This is a genomic window from Roseiconus nitratireducens, from assembly GCF_008629675.1.
GTDB classification, from domain to species: Bacteria; Planctomycetota; Planctomycetia; order Pirellulales; family Pirellulaceae; genus Stieleria; species Stieleria nitratireducens.
In genome coordinates, this window is sequence record NZ_VWOX01000004.1 from 90951 (window position 1) to 111363 (window position 20413).

Below are 20413 nucleotides of genomic sequence, written 5' to 3' on the forward strand. Positions count from 1 at the left end.
CTCCGATGATCAAACTGGCCACCGTTCCCGTGTTGTTCGTCCTGGCATGTTTGATCGCGGGGATTTACGGAGCGTTGCACAACCAAATCTCTTACTCGGTCGCTCCGGAATACTTCACCGCATTCAAGTTCCAGCAATTCCGAATTGATCCCAGCTTGCCGGATCGGGTGGGGGCAGCCATCGTCGGTTGGAACGCGGCGTGGTGGATGGGCCTTGTCATCGGATTCATCCTGATCCCACTGGGCCTGATCATTCCCGGTGCGGGCAACTACTTTCGATCCATGATCCGCGTGTTCGGCGTGGTCGCGGCCACCACGCTGATCGTTGGTGTGGTGGCCTTGGCGATCGCCTGGCTGAGCATCGATGCCGAACACGTCGGCCAAATCACGCGTTACGGCAACGAAATCGTGGACGACGTGGCTTTCGCCCGTGCCGGAACGATGCACAACTTTGGCTACCTAGGTGGTTTGATCGGTATCCTGACCGGTTGCGTCGCCATCTTGCGCGAGCGTCGCAAGGCGATTGCCAGGCAGTCGTCCGCTGGACGGTCCAAAGAGTCGATCGGGACCGCGAACGAGAGAAAGGCTATAGCGACTTGACGATTTTGCTGACCGCTTTGAACTGGGGATGCGCAGCCGTCCCCATCCACTGGAAGAGCACCGACTCGATGCTGGTAATGGTGATGCCCATCGAACGCATCTGGTCCATCGCAAGCTCATGTTCAAAGCCGCCGCGGGCCGCCACCGCTTCGGCAACGATCACCGGCGACAGGCCTTCGGCCAGGAGGTCCATTGCCGTCTGCAGCACGCAGACGTGGGTTTCGATGCCACAAATCAAGATCTGATCGCGTTGTTGGTCGATCCAGCGATCGATTTCACGGCGGCAAACGGCCGAGGAGAAATCCAGCTTTTCCTCAGCTTCCGGGAAACGCTTCGCGAGCGGTCCAACCAACGGCCCCAAGCCCTTCGGATACTGGACCGTGGCCGCCGATGGAACGTCCAGCAAGTCGGCTGCTTGCAACAAGGCCTCGGTGAATTCGACAACGTGTTCGCCCGAGGGAATCACGGGAACCAGCTTTTTCTGCAGATCGATCACCAGCACCGCGGAACGTTCCGCTGACAATCGCATCGGGGCGGTCACGTGGGGCATCCTGTCGCTCCAGGGGTTGAAGAAGGGTGCGGCAGGGAGGCGTCCAGGGGGGCCGCGAAGTCGCTTTCCTTGGACTCTGCGTTCTGGGTGCTCTGCGTTCTGGCTTCCCCACGCTCTGGCGAGCGTGGCTACGGCGTGGCTACGGCGTGGTTGCGGCGTGGTTGCGGCGTGGCGAGAACAGTCCGGTTTCGGCCGTGAATTATTCGCTGGACTTGGACTTGCCGCCTTTCTTGGCGGCTCCGTCGGAGGAGGATCCCTTGGCTTTGGCGCCGTCGCCTTTGGACTTCTTGCTATCCCCCTTCGAATCGGAAGAAGACTTCTTGTCCGCTGCGGCTGCCTTCTTGTAGCCCTCGCTTCGATAGTCGGTTTGATAGAACCCGCTTCCCTTGAAGACGATTGCAGCACCGCTTCCGAAAAGTCGCCGAAGCTTGGGTTTGCCGCACTCGGGACATTTCCGTTTCACAGGATCGTTGATGCCTTGAAACAGCTCCATCTCGTGTCCACAAGCATCACACTCGTAATCATACGTTGGCATCTTGGGGGTACTCTGGAAAGGAATTCCGGCCGACGGCAACCGTTCTGGCCGGACAAGTGTTGGATCAAGCAGTTTGATGATTCGGGGAAACTTGCCGGGGGCCCGATCGGATCGACCGATCAGGTAAAGGCAACCAATCAGGCAGAGGGACCCGTACTGACCACGACTTGGCTGGGCCGAATCACGCGGTCATGCAATTTGAATCCGGTCACCGCCACGTGCGCGACCCGGCCGCTTTCCAAGTCGCTGGGGATCTGCGAAATCGCTTCGTGAAGGTTGGGATCAAACGCCTCACCCTCGGCAGGAATCTCGACCACCGAGTGCTTGGCCAACGTGTCGTCCAATTGCTTAACGACCATTGCCACGCCGTCCCGCAGACTGGCGCCCTGCTCACCGGCGCCAGAAGCATCCAAGGCGCGAAGCAGGTTGTCGCGGACTTGCAACAGGTCGATGATCAAGTCGGTGCTGGCAAACTTCAGCTGGTCTTCGAAGTCCCGCCGCATCCGTTTGCGAAAGTTTTCCGCTTCGGCTTGAGCCTGCAGCACCCGCTTCTCGGCTTCCGAGGCAGACCGGCGCAACCGTTCCATTTCTTCGTCGCGTGTCGGGGGTGCATCGTCGAGCGCCTGATCGGTCGCCGACTCGGCTTGGCGAACATCCTCCAGTGACGGGTCGGTATTTGGATCGGCTGCGGCCGAATCGGGGTTGGTTCTTGCGTCGTCGCTCATGATCGATTTAGCAATGGGTTCCAAAAGGGAATTGAGTTGATGCGGACGGCGGAGCGGGCATCAAAACAGATCGGCCATCTTTTCCAGGAATGATTTCCGGTGAGGAAGAACAGACTCGGCATCATGCTCGGCCAATTTGCGGAGCAGTTCTTCCTGCTCCGCGGAAAGTTTCTTGGGGACTTCGATGAACACTTGGACGAGCAAATCTCCGTGCCGCCCGCCGCGTGGATCGGTGATTCCCTTGCCACGCAAGGTGAACACTTCGCCGTTCTGGGTCCCCGGTTCCACTCGCAAGGACTCCGGCCCGTCCAAAGTCGGGACCTCGATGTCGGCACCGAGCGCCGCCTGGCTGTAGGAGATCGGAAGTTGGAGGACCAGGTTGTTGCCGTCGCGGCGAAACATCTCGTGCGGTTTGACGGTGATGAAGCAATACACATCACCGGGCGGCCCGCCATCGGCGCTGGCTTCGCCCTCGCCCTGGACACGGACTCGCATCCCGTCGTCCACACCGGCGGGGATTTCGACGGTCAGCTCGGCGGTCTCGGTTTGCAGCCCGGTACCGCGGCAATCACCGCAGGGTTGACTGATCTGTTGCCCGCTGCCACCGCAATGGGGACAGGCGGTCTGCACGCGGAGGATCCCGGCCGATTGCACGACCTGTCCGCGACCGCCGCAGGTGGTGCATGTTTCCGGCTTGCTACCGGGGGCGGCACCGGTGGCGTCGCAGGTGCTACATCCGACGTGGCGTGAGAACGAGATATCCTTGCTGACACCTTTGGCGGCTTCGTCCAGCGTCAGCGAGACGTTGCAGCGGATGTCGGCCCCGCGTCGCGATCGCCGACGACGTCCGCCACCGCGACCGCCGAACAGATCACCGAACATGCCGCCACCGAACATTTCCCCGAACGCTTCGAAGATGTCTTCGACGTCGTTGAACTGTTGCCCCGCGCCGTTGACACCGGCATGCCCGAACTGGTCGTAGCGAGACCGCTTCTGTGAATCGGCAAGCACCTCATACGCTTCGGACGCTTCCTTGAAACGTTCGACGGCGTCGTCGGCCTTGCTGCTGTCGGGATGGTATTTGATCGCCAGCTTGCGATAGGCGCGATCGATCACGACCTTCGACGCGGTACGTTCCACGCCCAGGACTTCGTAGTAGTCTCGCTTGTTACTCATCAGCAAGTTATTGGCATCGGTGCCGGATCACGGCTTTGACACCGCGTGAAGTAAAAAACAGGTTCCGTATGACCTGATAAAAAAAGGGTCGCGTGCCGACGATTGGCAGCGACCCACTTGGACCGCATTCAAATTCAATTGAATGCCTTCGATTCGCGTGACCGCCGGCGGCCACGCGGGAGGAACCGGCCTGGTGCGACCTAGGCCACCACGCCTTCGATCGGCACCTTGTCCTTGTCTTCCTTTTCGAAGTTCGTCACCAGGGCTTCGGTGGTCAGCAACAATCCGGCGATGCTGCCCGCATTGGTCAATGCCGTGCGGACAACCTTCACGGGATCGATCACGCCGGCCTTGTACATGTCGTCGTATTTGCCGGTGTAAGCGTTGAACCCGGTGTTGACCGGCTTCTGGCTGACTTCATCCACCACAACGCTGCCGTCAATTCCGCCGTTGTCGGCGATCTGACGCATCGGAGCGGCGAGGGCGTTCAGGACGATTTCCACGCCGATCTTCTCGTCGCCCTTGGCTTTGGATTTCGCCGCTTGGACCGCATCGGCGCAACGCACCAGTGCGACACCGCCGCCGGGCAGAATGCCTTCTTCGACAGCCGCGCGGGTTGCGTGCAACGCGTCTTCCAGCCGTGCCTTGGTCTGCTTCATCTCCGCTTCGGTTTCGGCACCGACGCTGATGACAGCGACACCGCCGGACAGCTTGGCCAGACGCTCCTGGTACTTTTCCTTGTCGTAATCGCTGTCGGTTTGCTCGATCTGGGCACGGATCTGGGCGACACGCTTGTCGATGTCGCTCCGCTTGCCGCCACCTTCGACAATCGTCGTGCTGCCCTTGTCCACGGTGACGTTCTTGGCACGCCCCAGTTGATCCAAGGTGACGTTTTCCAGCTGGATGCCCAGGTCTTCGCTGATCAGCGTGCCGCCGGTCAGCGTGGCGATGTCGCCCAGCATCGCCTTGCGACGGTCGCCGAAGCCGGGAGCCTTGACGGCACAGACATTCAGGGTGCCACGCAGCTTGTTGACGACCAACAGCGTCAACGCTTCGGCGTCGACGTCCTCGGCGATGATCAATAGGGGCTGACCGGTTTGGGCGGTCTTCTCCAACAGCGGAACCAGATCCCGAATGTTGCTGATCTTTTTCTCGTACAGCAGCACCAACGCGTTCTCAAGGCTGGCCTCCATCGTGCCCGGATCGGTGATGAAGTACGGCGAGACGTAGCCCTTGTCGAACTGCATCCCGTCGACGTACTTCACGTCCGTCTCACGCGTCTTGCCTTCTTCGACCGTGATCACGCCGTCTTTGCCCACACGCTCCAGGGCGTCGGCAAGCAGGCTTCCGATTTCGTTGTCGTTGTTGGCGCTGATGGCTCCGACGTTGGCGATTTCCGCCTTGTCCTGAACCGGCCGCCCCAATTCATGCAGGTAGTCGCATGCCGCCTGAACGCCTTTGTCGATGCCGCGGCGGATGGCAGCCGGGTTACTACCGGCGACGATGTTTCGCAGACCTTCCTTGAAGATCGAACGGGCCAGCACGGTTGCCGTGGTGGTCCCGTCGCCAGCCAGGTCACTGGTCTTCTGGGCCACTTCGATGACCAGTTTGGCCCCCATGTTCTCGAACCGGTCTTCCAGTTCGATTTCTTTGGCGACAGTCACGCCGTCTTTGGTCACGGTCGGGCCGCCGAACGACTTGTCGATGATGACGTTGCGACCGGTCGGTCCCATCGTCACCGCAACGGCGTTGGCCAGCTTGTCGATGCCCGCCAGCATGCGGGCCCGTGCGTGGTCGTCGAATAAGAGTTGTTTTGCCACGAGAGGATTCCTCAAACAGTTGAACGATTGCTAATTGAACGCATCCGATGTCGAGCGGGGCATCCGGCTCGGGGACGCGCCCCATCCAGAGGAGCGCGATGCCATGCCGTCCGACCCGATCGCGGTCCCTACAGGACCTTTGCCAGGATGTCGCTCTCGCGAAGGATCTTCATCTCTTGCCCATCGACTTCGATGTCGCTGCCGCCGTACTTTCCGTAAATCACCGTGTCGCCGATGGCCACGCTCAGCTCTCCGCGGTTGCCGCTATCGAGCAAGCGACCGGGTCCGACGGCCACGATGGTTCCGCGTTGCGGCTTTTCCTTGGCCGAATCGGGAAGCACGATGCCGCCGGCAGTGGTGGTTTCGGCTTCGACAGGTTGAACAACGACGCGGTCGTCCAGCGGACGCAGTTTGGGTTTTGCCATGATTGATTGAAACGAATGAAAGGTTGTTTGAATTGTTGGTTGTTCGGGACGCCTTGCCGACGGCCGGCCGTTGGGGCCGACCGTCTGGTAACCCGAGAAAAGGTTTCTGGGTAACGGGTTGGCCGGAGCCGCGGGATCACATCATGCCCGGCATTCCCATGCCGCCCATACCACCCATTCCGCCCATGCCCGGCATGCCGCCGCCCATGCCGTGATCGTGGTGGTGATCGCCACCGCCTTCTTCTTCTTCGACCGGGATTTCGGTCACCAATGACTCGGTCGTCAGCAACAGCGAAGCGACGCTGGCAGCGTTGGTCAGCGAGGTGCGGACGACTTTGGCCGGGTCAACGATTCCGGCAGCCAACAAGTCGCAGTACTTGTCGGCGTTCGCGTCGTAGCCTTCCGTCTTGCCCTTCATCTGCAGCACGCGGTTGACAACCACGGCTCCATCCAGCCCGGCGTTGTTGGCGATCGCCCGCAGGGGCTGATCCAACACGTTGCGGATGATGCGGACGCCCAACTGCTGGTCACCTTCGGTGCCCTTTTCAAGCTTTTCGACCGCGGCGCGACAACGCAGCAACGTGGTTCCGCCGCCGGCGACGATCCCTTCTTCCAGGGCCGCTTGAGTTGCCGACCGGGCATCGTCGATCAACGCCTTGCGTTCCTTCATTTCGGTCTCGGTCGCCGCACCGACATTGATCTGTGCGACTCCGCCGGCGAGTTTGGCCAACCGTTCCTGAAGCTTTTCGCGATCGTAGTCGCTGTCGGTCTGCTCGATCTCGCGGCGGATCTGCGTCACGCGGCCTTCGATGTCGGATTTCTTGCCGGCACCGCCGACCATCGTGGTGGTGTCGCTGGTGATCTTTATCTTTTTGGCGCGACCCAGGTCCGAAAGCTTGACGCTTTCCAGATCGATGCCCAGATCCTTGAAAATCGCCTTGCCGCCGGTCAACGTGGCGATGTCGCCCAGGATCGCCTTGCGGCGGTCACCGTAGCCGGGAGCCTTCACCGCTGCGGCCGACAGGATGCCACGCATCTTGTTGACGACCAACGTTGCCAATGCTTCGCCTTCGATGTCTTCAGCGATGATCAGCAGCGGCTTTTTATCCTTGCTGACTGCTTCCAACAACGGAATCAGCTTCTTGTTGTTGCTGATCTTCTCTTCGAACAGCAACACGTAGCAGTCTTCCAACTCGACCGAGACGTTGTCTTGATCGGTCACGAAGTGGGGCGACAGAAATCCGCGATCGAACTGCATGCCTTCAACGATGTCGACATAAGTCTCGTTGGAGCGTCCTTCTTCGACCGTGATCACGCCGTTCTTGCCGACCTTGGTGAAGGCATTGGCCAGAACTTCACCGATTTCCGGATCATTGTTTCCGGCGATGGTGGCGACCTGCTTGATTTCGCCCTTGCTCTTTTCGTCGACCGGCTTGGAAAGCTTTTTGATTTCAGCGGCTGCCACGTCGACGGCCTTGCTGATGCCGCGGGTCAGGGCCATCGGGTCAGCACCGGTGGCGACCATCTTCAGACCTTCGCGATAGATCGCTTCGGCCAAGACGGTGGCGGTGGTGGTTCCGTCGCCGGCGACATCATTGGTTTTACTAGCCGCTTCTTTGACCAACTGGGCGCCAAGATTTTCAAACGGATCATCCAGTTCGATGTCCTCCGCCACCGTGACACCGTCTTTGGTCACCTTTGGCGACCCCCAGCCTTTGTCCAGCACCGCGTTGCGTCCTCGGGGACCGAGAGTGCTCTTGACGGCTCGCGCCAGTTTGCTGACGCCAGCCAACAATGGGCCGCGGGCGTCGTCGTCGAAAACGATTTGCTTTGCCACGACGTTGTTTCTCCTGTGGTTACTCAGCACCTCAACCCTGGCCACTCGACCGGCGCCGTTACCGGCCGCGTCGAGTGCGGTTGGATGATTGGAAAGGGGAATCGAATGGGATCAACGAAACTGCGACCGCGGTGAATCAGAACGGGCGGCCCGTTTCGCTCTGCAATGTTCGCTGCAATGTTCGGTGGAACCGATCGTCTGGCAGGGGGACTGCCATCGATCGCTACGACGGAATGACAGATCCCGCCGGTCGCACGCAGCCTCAAGCAATCGGCGTGCCAAGCCGTCAGCCGGCTGTCAAAATGCGAACCCCAAATCGTTTTCCGCCAACGTGTTAAGAGCGGCGGGAAGTCGACTTGAGGGTCGCAAAGGGTAACGCTCTTGTCACGTTGGCAGAAGGCCCCACCGGCCGAACCTGGGAAGTTTTTACTTGGCTGCCGCGCCAGTTTCCCTCGGGCTCCGCCGACAACTTCGGAAACCGAAATGACCCTCCCTCCGAAAGTCATGCAGCTTTGTTTCACCGTCCCTCCGGGGTGCAAATTACCCAACCGCCCGCGGCGCGGCGGCCGATGCCGTTCTCCGGCCGCCGCGCCGGGAATGCTCCCGCCGCGGCGGTCAACGGCCTCTCGCCACGCCGAACTGTCTGTGCGACCGGCCGACCAGCCGCAAAACTCGCTACGACCGTCACGCGGGGGGCGGAAACGCTTTCCAACTCCCAGGGCCGGGTCATGAAAACGTTGACCGAAACGTATCTGCGGCGTCCACTTCAGCGGGAACGTTGTGGAATTATCGCAACACAGTGCCCCCCAGACGAAATTCTTTTCGTGCCAACCGCCGACCCAAACGGACTCGACGCATGCTTTCGCGCCGGCTGACCCTGTGCTGCCTGACCTTCGCCATCACCTGCCTGACATCCCGCACGGCGGATGCCGGATGCGGCTGCCTGGATTGGCTGTTCGGAAAATCCACCACTCCCTACGTGGCCGGGTACCCCTATGCGCCGAACACGTACGCGGCCGCGTATCCCGCCGTCGCCCAGCCCGTCAGCCAGCCGTATGTCTCCGGCTACGCCCCCACCGCCTGTCCCACCGTGGCTCCGACGACCTATTCGGCCGGCTATCCCGGAAGTGTGACCACCGCCTATCCGGGGGCGGCGTACCCGGCCGCGACCTACCCAACCGCCGCGGCAGCTGCGCCGCCGCTGACGGGCGCGTCGGTGGCGACACCGAATTGGAATTCCGGAGCCGTCGCGGTGCAGCGTCCGTCCGTTTCTTACGGCGCCAACGGCATCCCGACCTATGACAACCCGTCGGTCTACACCGGCCTTCCGGTGACGACGACGCCAACCACCCCTGCCGAATTGGCACCCAACCAATCCTCTTATCGGCTGCCGCTTAGCGGCACACCGTATCCTTCCAGTTACCCTTCAAGCTACTCGTCTGGCTACTCGTCTGGCTACTCGTCCACGGTCAGCCCCACCGCTTCGTACGGAACCTCCTACGGACAACTGGCATCACCTGCGTCGGTATCGGCGGCCCGCGTGCCGATCGAGTCGACGTTGCGAGGCAATGCCGGATTGAATCCGATCACGCCGTCGTATTCGTCTTACTCGGCCAACTACTCCGGCGTCGCCCCGACCAGCTATGCGGCCCCGGTTACCACCGCGCCCGTTCAGACCTTGCCGCTGGCCACCCAGCCGACCTTCGGGTCCGGACTGTCGCGGTTCTTCAATTCGTTGCTGGGCCGCAACGAAACGAACTACGTCAGCTCCTACTACCGCGCTCCGATCACCTATTACCGTCCCCTTTCATCGGTGGACCCGGTGACCGGAACCACAGTGACGGTCCAGCAACCCTGTACCTCTTACACGCAACAGTTGCAGCGAGTGCCATACAACACGTTTCTGCCGCTGGGTTCGACGGCGGTGCCGTCGGCAGCCCAACCTTCCGCCCTGCCACCCGGCATGCCGGTCCAAAGCGTTCCGGGCAGCTGCAACAGCCCGGGCAGCGTGACGCCCATGTCTGGAATCCCCGGCAGCTCCACTCCCGGATCGTTTGCCCCCCCGCCCCCGTCATTCCCCAGCCAGTCGACGACCGTCCCCGGCGGGAACGCGTCGGGCATTGGCCAAATGGGAGCCGAGATCTCTCCGGGAGACCGATCGGTGGTCCCGATCCCGTCGATCGCCCCCGAAGACGCCAATCCCAACCTGGCTCCGCTGTCCGGCGACGATGCTTCCAGCCCCTCGGACCGTGATCCGATGCCCAAACCCCAACTGCAATCGCAACGTCCGCCGTCGAACGGTTCCGGACCGGTGGTCCGCCAGGAAAGCACGCTGCAGCGATCCTCTCCGGCGCAGCCCCCGAGCGGCCAGGATCGTGATGACGAAGAGACGGCATCGCAGGACGACCCCGATTCGCCGATTCGGCTGGAACCGCCGGTCAACGACCAATCCGGCAATCCGATCCGCAATGAACTGTTTCGTCGCGAGCAAAGCTTGACCGCGAACAACCGTTCGGCTGGCAACACTTCGGCCGACAGCACGTCGGCGGTCGACGCTCCTGCCTTGCCGCCACGCCAGTTCAGCAGTCTCCGTCCGATCGGCGCCCCGGACGACTTCACGCCTCCATTCACAGGCGAGAAGACTTTCACGGGCGAACAAACCACTCCGACCAGCAATAGCGCCCCGGAACTGAAGTCGTCTCGTCCGACGTTGGATCTGCCGGAACCTCCCGCGCTGCCGGCTCCGACCGACACCAACCGCTACCAGGATTCCGCCTCGGGAATCTCCATCCGCGGACGATCCCCAGCCGCCGTCACGGTGCCGATCCGGGAAGCCACGACGCGGAGCGAAACCATTCGTCAGGTCGGTGCATGGGACGAGGTTTCGCCGTCCCGCACGGTCGCGCCGCGACCAACCCCGTCACAGCCCGCACCAAGCTCGGCCCTGCCACGCGATCGCGGCGGCTGGCTGCCGGTCCGCTAACGCTCGCGAACTGCCTCGCCGCCGGATCATCGCCAGACGCTCGCGCCCCTCCCTGTCAGAGCACGCGTCTGGCCGGCACACGTTCGAATCTCACTGCCCCGACTAAGCAATAAATGCGGCCCGCTTCGGTTTCGATTACTTTCAGCGTACGGCGACCGCCAAGGGAAACAGGTTCTCGAATGTGCCAAACGAAACAATGTATTTCGGCGACGACTTCGATAACGATGGCACACGCCTTAACGGTTTGAACGCCTACAGCGGTACATTCTCCAGGGGATCGCTGCCCGCCGGTGAAAGGTTTCTGGTCATTCACGCTGTACAACCAGCAGCATTTCTTCCGGCCCTCAATGAGCTCGACCGATACTCGCTAGGCACAAAGAACCTTAATGAAGCCAACTAGAAATCGCTGAACATGCGTTTCATTCCGACTTGTGGAATTCCACATTGACCTTTCTTCACAGAAGAGCAATTAACTCGAATGGAATTTCCCTTGAAATCTCTTGGACCAGCACTCGACGTGTTGGCACTGCTGCTACTTTTCATGATGGCGGCAGCGGGAATCGCGGTGACAATTTACCTGGCGATGCTTCCTGGACGAATTGCCCGCCGGCGTGGACATCCCCAAGCGGAAGCAGTGAACATTCTCGGTTGGTTGGGCTTGCCAGCAGTTGCCCCTTGGGTGGGTGCTCTTGTGTGGGCGTATTGGCGGCCCCGGGCGGAGAAAGGTAGTGCGGTGAATCGTTCGCAATCCGCAATCCAAGCTCTGCGTTGCGAGATTACAAAACTTGAATCAGCAATTTCGAGATTGGAACAGACTCGTGGTGAGGCGTCCCGATGATTCCAGCCATTTTGTCAGCCGTGTTTGTAGTCTATCTATACTTCCAATTGAATCGCGAGGACACTTCCGCACCGCTTGCGAATCAAGATGTGAATTTAAACGAATTGGCCTCACTCACGGCGCGTGTCTCAGAGCTTGAGGGCCGGATTCAGCAGCTGATCGACAAAGACACCTCGCGGAGCACCAAGACATGATGTGGGTCCTTGCCGGCACCTACTGCCTCGCGATCTGGTTAGTATTCGCCAAATGGAAATTATTGCGGCTTTCACTTCCGGTCGCGATAGCGGCCGCTTCGGTAGGGCCATCGCTCCTGCTCGCGTTCCTGTTCTGCGCGCAATACTACCACCCGTACACCCAGAATGTTCGCGTGTTTCAAAAGGTTGTGCCCATTGTCCCGCAAATGAAGCAGGCCGGCCGGGTAACCAAGCTTGTGGTTGAGCCCAATACACCGGTCTTGAAAGGTGACGTGCTGTTCGAAGTTGACAAAGTGCCGTTCCAGCTCGCGGTTGATCGGCTGGAAGCAGTGCTGGCCGAAGATACGCAGAGTGTTACCGTTGCGGAGACCGAAGTGGAGTTGGCTGAAGCATCCGTCAAACGTGCTGAAGCGGATCTGACTTATTGGAACGGGGTGCTAGATCGCAATCGGAAACTCATTGAATCCAATGCGATAAGCAAACAGGAATTAGAACAGACGACCGATCGCGTTCAACAAGCCAACTCAGCGTTCGATCAAGCGAAAGGCGGAGTGACGCAAGCAATGCTATCCGTGAAAGCAGCAAAGTCCCGAGTAGCGCAAACGGAGGCGTCACTTGCAAGTGCGAAATTCGATCTGGAACAAACAACGGTGACCGCACCGTCGGACGGCTTCGTTGCTAATTTGCAGTTGCAACCTGGATCCCTCGTTGGCGGCTCCGGCGCTTCAGCCGTCATGAGCTTTGTGCAAGAACGTTCTGACAGAGATCGTGGCGTGGTCTCTGCGCTAATCGAGCAAAAGAACTATTTGCTTGTCAAGCCAAACCAATATGCGGAGGTTGTTTTAGATGGCTATCCAGGCCGTGTTTTTACGGGACGTGTGCTGACGATGATCGACATGAGCGGTGCCGGCCAGCTCACTGCTGAAGGCAACTTGCCAGAAGATTTTGGCTCGGCTCCGCCCGCTCGATTTGCAGTTCGGATCAAGCTCGACCATGCCAACGATCTTCGATTGCCTGGAGGAACCAGTGGCATTGCGGCCATCTACACCGACAACGTGCCGATCGCTGGCTTGCCGGTCATGGTCGTGCTACGAATGCAGAGCTGGCTGAAGTATCTGCTTTAGACGGTGCAACACGATATCGTCCAACGAAAACAGCTCACCTGGCTCAGGTATGCCCAGCCCAGGTGAGCTGACTTTGACAGGTCTGTAGCCGCCGCTCAGTTCCTGGCAAGTTCGACAACGACTTCTCTCAGCTCACCCTCGAAGTTGAGAGGAGTCTGGTAATCGTAGGTCACCGGCGTGCCAGTGTCGGTGCCGATGTCCTGGTATTCGGACACAGAATACTTGAACGGGGTGGTCTTCTCGATCGCCCCGGAGCCCACCGGCTTGCCGTCAACGGTCAGTGTTGCCGTGCCACTGCCACCCAACTTGTCACCGCCCTGGTACTCGAACGACATGCCCAGTTCATGCTCACCGGCTTCGATCGGGGCATCGCTGGTAACGGAGTAATGTTCGATGTCGATGAAGTTGTGCGCTGCGTGGAGCTTGCCGTTCTGGAGGTAGAACGCCCAGCCACCTGTGTTGCCCCCCTGGGTGAAGATCATGCCGTTGGCGCCGTCGTCGACCTTCACCTTCGCGGTGATACTGAAGGACTTGTTCTTCAGGTCAGGAGCGGAGGACTCCGGCAGCCCTGAGAGCGGACCACGGTATTCAAACCGGGACCGGCCACGGGCGAGGTTTGGCTTGCCGGTCAACTCGGCGCTGAACCGCTCTGGCCCGCGCCAGTCGAGCGGCAACGCCTTGTTTGCCGAAGCCTGTGCCCACCACAACGCCTTGAGTTCTTCCAGCTTCTCCGGATTCTCCTTCGCTAGATTGTTAGCCTGAGAAAAATCCTCCTCGAGATTGTAAAGTTCCCACTCGGCGGCAAGCGGATCGAAGTCTTTGCGGTTGGGATTCCAGGGCTCGAACGCCATCGAACCGGCCCACCAACCGTCCTTGTACATGCCGCGATTGGCGAACAACTCGAAGTACTGGCTGGTCCGGTGTTCCTCGGTGTCCGGGTTCGAGAGCGAAGCAAGAAAACTCTTGCCCTGGATCGGCGTCTGGGCCGTGCCGTTGACGCTGCGCGGTTCTTCGATCCCGGCGGCCTCCAGAATCGTCGGCGCGACGTCGATCACATGCGTGAACTGGCTGCGGATCTGGCCTCCTTTGTCATAGCGGGCGGGCCATTTCATTAGCATGACGTTGCGCGTGCCGCCCAAGTGGCTGGCGACCTGTTTCGTCCACTGGAACGGCGTGTCCATCGCGTGTGCCCACGCCGCGGGAAAGTGGTTGAAGTGTTTCTCCGTTCCGATCTCGTCCAGATGAGGCAGGATGTCCTCAATCTTCATCTGGTAGCCGTTGAAAATCGCGTTTTCGTTCAACGTTCCGGGAAGTCCTCCCTCGGCCGACGAGCCGTTGTCGCCGATGATGTAGATGACCAGCGTGTTGTCGGCATCCGGCAGGGTCGCCACGTAGTCGAGCACCCGCCCCACCTGCTGGTCAACGTGCAGACCGTACGCTGCAAAAACCTCCATCATGCGTGCGTAGACGCGTTTTTCGTCTTGGCTAAGAGCCTCCCATGCCGGCAGCCCCTCGGGTCGGGGAGTCAACTCGGCGTCCTCAGGCACGACCCCGAGTTCCTTCTGCCGCTGAAGAGTCTGCTCGCGGTAGGCGTCCCAACCATCGTCGTACTGGCCCGCAAACTGATCGATCAACTCCTGCGGCGCTTGGTGCGGGGCATGCGTCGCGGCCGGGGCGAGGTACGTGAACCAGGCCTTGTCCGGCTGGATCGCCTCGATCTCCTGCAGCCAGGCGATCGTTTTGTCGGCAAGATCCACGCTGAGGTAGTAGTCTTCAGCCTGTGGGGTGCCGATCGGCGTCTGGTTCTCGTAGAGATTGGGACGCACCTGATTCGTATCACCCGCCATGAAACCGTAGAAGTGGTCGAAGCCGAGCCCGTTCGGCCAGCGGTCAAAAGGCCCCATCTGGCTGGTCTCGTAGGCTGGCGTGTTGTGGTTCTTGCCGAACCAGGAGGTGATGTATCCGTTCTGCCGCAGGATCTCGGCAATTGTTGCGGTCTCCTTTGGGATGATGCCCGTGTAGCCGTCGTATCCCGTGGCGACTTCGGTGATATTGCCCGTTCCGGCGACATGGTGATTGCGCCCCGTCAGCAGGGCAGCCCGCGTGGGTGAACAGACGGCTGTGGTATGAAAACGGTTGTAGAACACACCTTCTTTTGCCAGCTTTTCCATCGAAGGTGAAGGCACGCCCCCTCCCGACACTGAAAACTGACCGAACCCCACATCGTCCAACAGTATCAGGAGCACGTTCGGGGCTCCCGCTGGTGCCATCATCGGTTTCGGGAATTGGGCAGGGTCCGAATCCTTGTAGGTTGTCCCGACGTTTCCGGTGAATTTTTGCTCGGCGTAAGGCAACACGGCCTGACGCTTCAAATCGGTGGGAGCAATGCCCTGTTGTGCAAGGGCAACTCCGGAAAGAATGTTCGTGACGAACAGGATACAAGTGGTGAGAACGATCGAGTGGAACTTCATCACGGAGATTCTCCAGCAGGTGTCAACAGCACGTCTTTTTTTGCTTCAGGATTGCGAAAGACTTGCGCACAAGTCGTTCGTTGGGAATTGCGTCTGAGTGCGCCCAAGCATTGTGATCCGGTTTACTCGGTCGATTCGATTGACGGTGGCGTCCAATCGCCATTGGTGATGGCCTCCTGCGGCCAGTAGGCGCGGATGTAGAGCGAAAAGTCTTCTTTCGGCGACGGCAGCCAGTTCGACTCCTTGTCACCACCGGGATGATCGGCTTGGACGTAGATCGTCAGGCTGCCATCCTCTCCGGTTTTCAGTTGCTTGTTCTTGGTACCCAACGAATACCGATTGAGTTTGTTGGGATTGAAAAAGTGCTGCGCGTTGTAAAGTGTGAGCGACCAGAACCCTTTCACGGGAGGCACGGCACCTTTCGGGAATGTCACCGTATAAGACTTGGATCCGTGTAGCCGCTGTCCTTCGCTGTCGAAATCCGCGCCAAAGTACATGGTTTCGTCCGGGACATTCGAAAACATGTTCCCTTTCGCCGTGGCGGTACGCTGGAAGTAGCCGAACCCAAAACGTGCGGCGTTCTTCTGCGTCCGCCATCCGTTCCCAGCTTCGACGCCGTTGTTGCGGAATTCGAACATCGGATTGATGATCTCGGCTTCGGTCGCAATCGCTGTATCGGTCAAGGCTTGCTGCAGCTTTGGGTCGTCCTTTGCCGCATCAAGCACAAACTTGATCGAGGCGTACAGCGCTTCCTCGCCGGGTAGCGCTGGGACCTCGTCCAACACGGTCGGAAGAAGCGTGAAGAACTCTCTGGGCACTACCCACTGCGTTTCGCTGTCTCCACCAGCGTTCGGATTGGGAATCACGGGAGATTCCGACCAATCCGTCTGCTGCATGCTGCCGGTGTAGTCGGCCAGCGGATAAGCCACCACCTGATCGATCAGCGGCTGAATTGCCTCGCGATCTTCGGGCGTGTCGTCCATAAAGATCCGCGGAAAGACCGCGCCCAGATTGGTCTGCGAGCGATAAACGGCCTTGATTCCCTCTGGCACATCCCCATCCCAACCTGGCCCAGCCAACAGGTACATGCCGGGCTTGGTACCGTACTGGATCCCCATTTCAGCAAACGAGTCAGAACGGTGATCGACGATTTGATAAACCCAGAATCTGTCGCCGAACTCGGGGACTTGAATCACCACGGCGTCGCGGTCGAACGCGAGAAAGCCGGCTCCGTAAACCACATCCTGGTTGGGAGACGTCACGAATCGCTGTTGGGGCGCGAGATAGTCCGACAACATGCTCAACCGATTGAGCGGCGCCACCGGCAGCACCCCGCCCAACAAGCCAGGTTCTGGTGCTTGAGCGAACAACGTCTGACGATTGTGCATGTTCACCAACGGCCAGCCCCAAATGTATGCCATTCGTCCGACCGCCGAAGCGTACTCCGGCGAAATCGGGGCACCGGTGACAGGCCGCGGCACGTCCTCGGCAGATTGCGGCGTTGGGACTTGACCGTCGGGTCGGGCGTCGGCATTCAGCGGCACTGGGACAGGACGGACAACCTGAGCATGCGAGCCGTTTGCAGAAGCAAGCAGGGCACCGATTGAGATAAGAATGACCTTCGTTTTCATAAGGGGAAATGTCCTCCGATTCAAACTATTCCGAGTGAGTCTGAGCTTCGGGCCGCCGAGGAATGGTTCCGACGGAACCACGCATTGGCCCAGCCCACCGAAACCAAGACATCCGCCTATTGCCGTGGGGTAAAACTGCCGCTCTCCTGGCGAGGCGGGAAATCCTTGAACGTCGCATTGAAGCTTCCCACGATGTCCTTGAGCGGGACCAACGCAAACATGTGCCGTACGAGCCAGTCGTCGTAGTAGGACGACTCTTCAGGGGCCGTCTCAAACGGGTCGGCTCGCAAATCGATAATCAGTGGAGCTTTCCGGGCTTCCTGGGCATGCAACCAGGCATCCACGCCCTGACCCCGTTGCGTCGAAAAGTGGAACTTCCAGTTTTGGTAACGCACGGCGCCGAGCGAGCCATCGTCGACGAAAGCAAAGTAGCGATCGCGGGGGCTCGCCTCAGCCTCTTCTGTCAGGTAGGGAAGCAAGTTGTACCCGTCGATGTGCACCTTGAACGTCTTGTCGCCCGCCTGGTGTCCCTTGAGCAACTTCTCCTTGATGTCGGGCTCACCGGCAGCGGCGAGCAATGTCGGCAAACAGTCTTCGAGCGACATGATTTCGTTGGAGACGCGGCCGCCTTTGAACTTCGCCGGCCAGCTGATCAGAAACGGAACACGAATACCTCCTTCCCAGGTGGTCGCCTTCTCGCCACGGAACGGTGATGTGCCGCCATCCGGCCAGGAGAACTTCTCGGCTCCGTTGTCGGTCGTGTAGATCACAATCGTGTTGTCGGTAATACCGAGTTCGTCCAGCTTGTCGAGTAATTGCCCGACCATTCCGTCGTGCTCGACCATGCCGTCGGCGTAGATGCCGCGCCCCGTCTTGCCGAACGACTCCTCCTTGAGGTGCGTGAAGATGTGCATCCGGGTCGAGTTGAACCAGCAGAAGAAAGGTTTGTCGGCCTGATGCTGGCGTTCGATGAAATCCAAGGTGGCGCCGAGAAACTCTTCGTCGACTGTTTCCATCCGTTCGCTGGTCAGGGGGCCGGTGTCCTCGATCTTGCCATCAGCGGATGACTTGATGACTCCCCGCGGTCCATACTTTTTGCGGAACTCGGGATCCTTCGGGTAGTCAGCGTTCTCCGGTTCTTCTTCGGCATTGAGGTGGTACAGATTACCGAAGAATTCATCAAAGCCGTGGTTGGTCGGCAGAAATTCATCGAGGTCCCCCAGGTGGTTCTTGCCGAATTGGCCGGTCGCGTAGCCATGCGGTTTGAGCAGTTCAGCGATCGTGGGATCTTCGGGCTGCAGGCCGATCGGATCACCGGGCATTCCGATTTTCAGCAACCCCGTCCGTTTGGGACATTGCCCGGTAATAAAGGCTGCTCGTCCAGCAGTGCAGCTTTGTTGTCCATAGAAGTCGGTAAAGCGGACACCGCTTTTCGCGATACGATCAATGTTGGGCGTCTGGTAACCCATCATCCCGCTGTTGTAGCAGCTGGTGTTAAACCAGCCGATGTCGTCGCCCATGATCACGAGAATGTTGGGTTTGTCTTGTCCAGGCACCCCGGTGACCAACAACAGGACGATTACAAGCACTCGTAGCGGGGTGAGTCCAATCAGACTTAGGTTCAGGTGGTGCATCATGTTTTCCTCACTAATACGACATTTAACATGGGTCAAATCGGGCGCACTCCGCGTGCTCGGACACTGCAGGAACGCTAGGGTGTTGTGCTTGATTGCGATCTGCTTCACTACGTAATATCGGCCAGTTACCTTATTATGCGGACATTCCGTCTGCAAACTGACGCAAGGGCCCCATGCTCCATTCTGTGTTCACCGAATTCGAAGCCTATGCAGAGGTGATCCAGAACGCATCAATGGACATGCGTCTCCCATCGCTCCGAACGCCTCGGTGGGAGTTCATGCATGCCTCGGTCGGACGCATCCACGTCCAGTACGCACTGGAGGGCGGCGGGAATATTGCCGAAGGCTGCACCTTCCGCGATGGCTGGGCGTTCTTTCAGCAGTCCGCACACGGGACTGACGGCTTGGCGAACGGGCGCCCCCTCGCGACGGATGAAGTTTTCGTGATCCCTCCCGGAGCAGACTTTTGCCTTGCCTGCAAGCCAAAACACGAGTGGGCTTCTGTCTTCATTCCCGCCTCCGACTTGTTCCAGCCGACGGATCCTTCCCGGCGAACGGATTTCCCCCTGCTAGATGAGCTGACAGGCGGTCAAGAGTCGGCGTTGCCGACACGACCATTTACGGTGAAGCCGTCGAACGGCTTGGCTCACACGTTCAAGTCGCTGGTCTGCGGATTTCTCTCCTCTGCCCGGCTCGAGCCTTCAATCTTGTTCCCTTCAGCGGCCTCGCTGGCATTCCGAGAGGAACTGATTTCGACGATTCGCCGGATACTGCAATCGCCCAGATCACCGCATTGCAAGCACTTCGACCGCTGGCATGAGCAAACGACGTCGGCGATCCAGCTGGCTGCAACGCGTCCGGCGAACGCCTTGTCGTTGCCAACGTTGGCTCGGCTGATCCGAGTCCCTGAGCGAACGCTCCGGACGGCGTTCCAACGGCAATACGGTATTTCACCGGTCGAGTTCCTGCGAATCGACCGCCTTCACGAAGCCAGACGCATCCTGCGAACTGGCTGTCCAGATCAGACCTCCGTGACCAAGGTGGCGATCGCGCTAGGATTCTGGGACCTCGGACGTTTTGCGATTCGCTACCGAAGGTTGTTCGGAGAAAAGCCTTCCGTCACATTGCGAACAGCCGTTCGGCGTTGACCGGACGACGCCGACATGCATCCCAGTTTTTCTGGGAAACCGAGCACGTTGGATGTCATGATCTGGACCACGAAACGAGACGACGTTGCAACTTGAGAAAACAACTGGCGAGCGCACGTCGCTGCATCGTCTCAGTCGCAAAGTTCTCAGTCGCAAAGTAAGGTACTGCCCATTCGAACCACGAAGGGTGCCACAGCGACGCTGATGCGCGGCTTCACTTCCGTTCGCGATGTCGGCGGGCCATCGTTCGGTCTCAAACGGGCAATTGACGAGGGCTTGTTAGCGGGGCCTCGCATCTGGCCGGCGGGTGCGACCACCTCACAAACGTTTCAGGCCGTGCGCGAGCAGCTCATGAAAGGGGCAGGCCAAATCAGGGTGATGGCCGGGGATGGCGTCGCTTCCGACAACGATCCGATCGATGTTTCGCAATACACCGAAGACGAACTGAATGCGGCGGTGCAGGCCGCAGAGGCCTGAAATACCTACGTGACCGTCCACGCTTACACGCCGCCGGCGATCCAACAAGCGATTCGCGCGGGAGTCCGATGCATCGAGCACGGGATGTCCGAAAGGTTTTCGGGACGGGCCCGTTTTACTCCGGCACCATTCAACAGTACCAAAACCGCGTCCCACGACGATGACCCGTCGGCATCAAATTGCAAGCGGCATTGGCATGGACTCACACGGCGAGGCGACGTGCACCCTTCCGCGGAACTGACT

At 59.6% G+C, this 20413-nt stretch carries 16 protein-coding genes; 6 read left to right on the plus strand and 10 right to left on the minus strand.

The annotated features are described in order from the left end of the window. Positions 1-5 precede the first annotated feature (5 nt). A complete protein-coding gene (locus FYK55_RS08295) occupies positions 6-599 on the plus strand; it encodes a hypothetical protein (protein ID WP_150075944.1) in 594 nt (197 codons plus the stop codon). On the opposite strand, the gene FYK55_RS08300 is transcribed toward FYK55_RS08295, so the two are convergent. The 7 genes from FYK55_RS08300 to groL (FYK55_RS08330) all read right to left on the minus strand — a co-directional run bounded on the left by FYK55_RS08300 (position 586) and on the right by groL (FYK55_RS08330) (position 7667). Beyond that, positions 586-1149 (minus strand): isochorismatase family protein, encoded by a 564-nt coding sequence (locus tag FYK55_RS08300; RefSeq protein ID WP_150075945.1) that lies wholly within the window; start codon positions 1147-1149, stop codon positions 586-588. The two genes, FYK55_RS08295 and FYK55_RS08300, sit on opposite strands and share 14 nt — an antisense overlap. Positions 1150-1348: 199 nt before the next feature. Next, positions 1349-1684: an FmdB family zinc ribbon protein gene (locus FYK55_RS08305; RefSeq protein WP_150075946.1), complete on the minus strand. Its 336-nt coding sequence runs from the start codon at positions 1682-1684 to the stop codon at positions 1349-1351. Between the two features lie 137 nt (positions 1685-1821). Next, positions 1822-2409 carry a nucleotide exchange factor GrpE gene (grpE, locus tag FYK55_RS08310; RefSeq protein WP_150075947.1) on the minus strand — a complete coding sequence of 196 codons (588 nt, stop codon included), beginning with the start codon at positions 2407-2409 and terminating at the stop codon, positions 1822-1824. Between the two features lie 60 nt (positions 2410-2469). Beyond that, a complete protein-coding gene (gene dnaJ / locus FYK55_RS08315) occupies positions 2470-3585 on the minus strand; it encodes a molecular chaperone DnaJ (protein ID WP_150075948.1) in 1116 nt (371 codons plus the stop codon). 200 nt (positions 3586-3785) lie between these two features. Further along, the gene (gene groL / locus FYK55_RS08320) at positions 3786-5405 is read right to left on the minus strand and encodes a chaperonin GroEL (protein ID WP_150075949.1); all 1620 of its coding nucleotides are present in this window, start codon (positions 5403-5405) and stop codon (positions 3786-3788) included. Positions 5406-5533: 128 nt separating this feature from the next. Further along, positions 5534-5830 (minus strand): co-chaperone GroES, encoded by a 297-nt coding sequence (groES, locus tag FYK55_RS08325; protein WP_150075950.1) that lies wholly within the window; start codon positions 5828-5830, stop codon positions 5534-5536. 136 nt (positions 5831-5966) lie between these two features. Next, positions 5967-7667 carry a chaperonin GroEL gene (gene groL, locus FYK55_RS08330; RefSeq protein ID WP_150075951.1) on the minus strand — a complete coding sequence of 567 codons (1701 nt, stop codon included), beginning with the start codon at positions 7665-7667 and terminating at the stop codon, positions 5967-5969. 856 nt (positions 7668-8523) lie between these two features. Here groL (FYK55_RS08330) and FYK55_RS08335 point away from each other — a divergent pair. From FYK55_RS08335 to FYK55_RS08355, 3 genes are all read left to right on the plus strand, one after another. Continuing rightward, positions 8524-10650, plus strand: a complete 2127-nt coding sequence (locus tag FYK55_RS08335; protein WP_150075952.1) for a hypothetical protein — start codon at positions 8524-8526, stop codon at positions 10648-10650. A 478-nt stretch (positions 10651-11128) separates the two neighbouring features. Further along, on the plus strand, positions 11129-11488 hold the full coding sequence (locus FYK55_RS30090; protein ID WP_150075954.1) for a DUF3302 domain-containing protein: 360 nt from the start codon (positions 11129-11131) through the stop codon (positions 11486-11488). 190 nt (positions 11489-11678) lie between these two features. Continuing rightward, the gene (locus FYK55_RS08355; RefSeq protein ID WP_150075956.1) at positions 11679-12806 is read left to right on the plus strand and encodes an HlyD family secretion protein; all 1128 of its coding nucleotides are present in this window, start codon (positions 11679-11681) and stop codon (positions 12804-12806) included. Between the two features lie 95 nt (positions 12807-12901). On the opposite strand, the gene FYK55_RS08360 is transcribed toward FYK55_RS08355, so the two are convergent. From FYK55_RS08360 to FYK55_RS08370, 3 genes are all read right to left on the minus strand, one after another. Further along, entirely contained in the window at positions 12902-15277 is a 2376-nt protein-coding gene (locus FYK55_RS08360; RefSeq protein WP_150075957.1) for an arylsulfatase, read from the minus strand. 122 nt (positions 15278-15399) lie between these two features. Further along, on the minus strand, positions 15400-16698 hold the full coding sequence (locus FYK55_RS08365) for a DUF1254 domain-containing protein (protein ID WP_201743658.1): 1299 nt from the start codon (positions 16696-16698) through the stop codon (positions 15400-15402). 326 nt (positions 16699-17024) lie between these two features. After that, positions 17025-18701 (minus strand): arylsulfatase, encoded by a 1677-nt coding sequence (locus FYK55_RS08370; RefSeq protein ID WP_261344949.1) that lies wholly within the window; start codon positions 18699-18701, stop codon positions 17025-17027. Positions 18702-18718: 17 nt separating this feature from the next. Here FYK55_RS08370 and FYK55_RS08375 point away from each other — a divergent pair, with 17 nt between their 5' ends. Both FYK55_RS08375 and FYK55_RS29440 read left to right on the plus strand, forming a co-directional pair. Then, positions 18719-19693 carry an AraC family transcriptional regulator gene (locus FYK55_RS08375; protein ID WP_150075960.1) on the plus strand — a complete coding sequence of 325 codons (975 nt, stop codon included), beginning with the start codon at positions 18719-18721 and terminating at the stop codon, positions 19691-19693. 171 nt (positions 19694-19864) lie between these two features. Beyond that, complete coding sequence (locus FYK55_RS29440; RefSeq protein WP_261344951.1) at positions 19865-20170, plus strand: amidohydrolase family protein; 306 nt, start codon at positions 19865-19867, stop codon at positions 20168-20170. Positions 20171-20413 lie beyond the last annotated feature (243 nt).

Coding starts and splice junctions, on each gene's coding strand:
- FYK55_RS08295 (WP_150075944.1), top strand. CDS start 6: ATGATCAAACTGGCCACCGTTCCCGTGTTGTTCGTCCTGGCATGTTTG.
- FYK55_RS08300 (WP_150075945.1), bottom strand. CDS start 1,149: ATGCCCCACGTGACCGCCCCGATGCGATTGTCAGCGGAACGTTCCGCG.
- FYK55_RS08305 (WP_150075946.1), bottom strand. CDS start 1,684: ATGCCAACGTATGATTACGAGTGTGATGCTTGTGGACACGAGATGGAG.
- grpE (WP_150075947.1), bottom strand. CDS start 2,409: ATGAGCGACGACGCAAGAACCAACCCCGATTCGGCCGCAGCCGATCCA.
- dnaJ (WP_150075948.1), bottom strand. CDS start 3,585: ATGAGTAACAAGCGAGACTACTACGAAGTCCTGGGCGTGGAACGTACC.
- groES (WP_150075950.1), bottom strand. CDS start 5,830: ATGGCAAAACCCAAACTGCGTCCGCTGGACGACCGCGTCGTTGTTCAA.
- FYK55_RS08335 (WP_150075952.1), top strand. CDS start 8,524: ATGCTTTCGCGCCGGCTGACCCTGTGCTGCCTGACCTTCGCCATCACC.
- FYK55_RS30090 (WP_150075954.1), top strand. CDS start 11,129: ATGGAATTTCCCTTGAAATCTCTTGGACCAGCACTCGACGTGTTGGCA.
- FYK55_RS08355 (WP_150075956.1), top strand. CDS start 11,679: ATGATGTGGGTCCTTGCCGGCACCTACTGCCTCGCGATCTGGTTAGTA.
- FYK55_RS08360 (WP_150075957.1), bottom strand. CDS start 15,277: ATGAAGTTCCACTCGATCGTTCTCACCACTTGTATCCTGTTCGTCACG.
- FYK55_RS08365 (WP_201743658.1), bottom strand. CDS start 16,698: ATGGCATACATTTGGGGCTGGCCGTTGGTGAACATGCACAATCGTCAG.
- FYK55_RS08375 (WP_150075960.1), top strand. CDS start 18,719: ATGCTCCATTCTGTGTTCACCGAATTCGAAGCCTATGCAGAGGTGATC.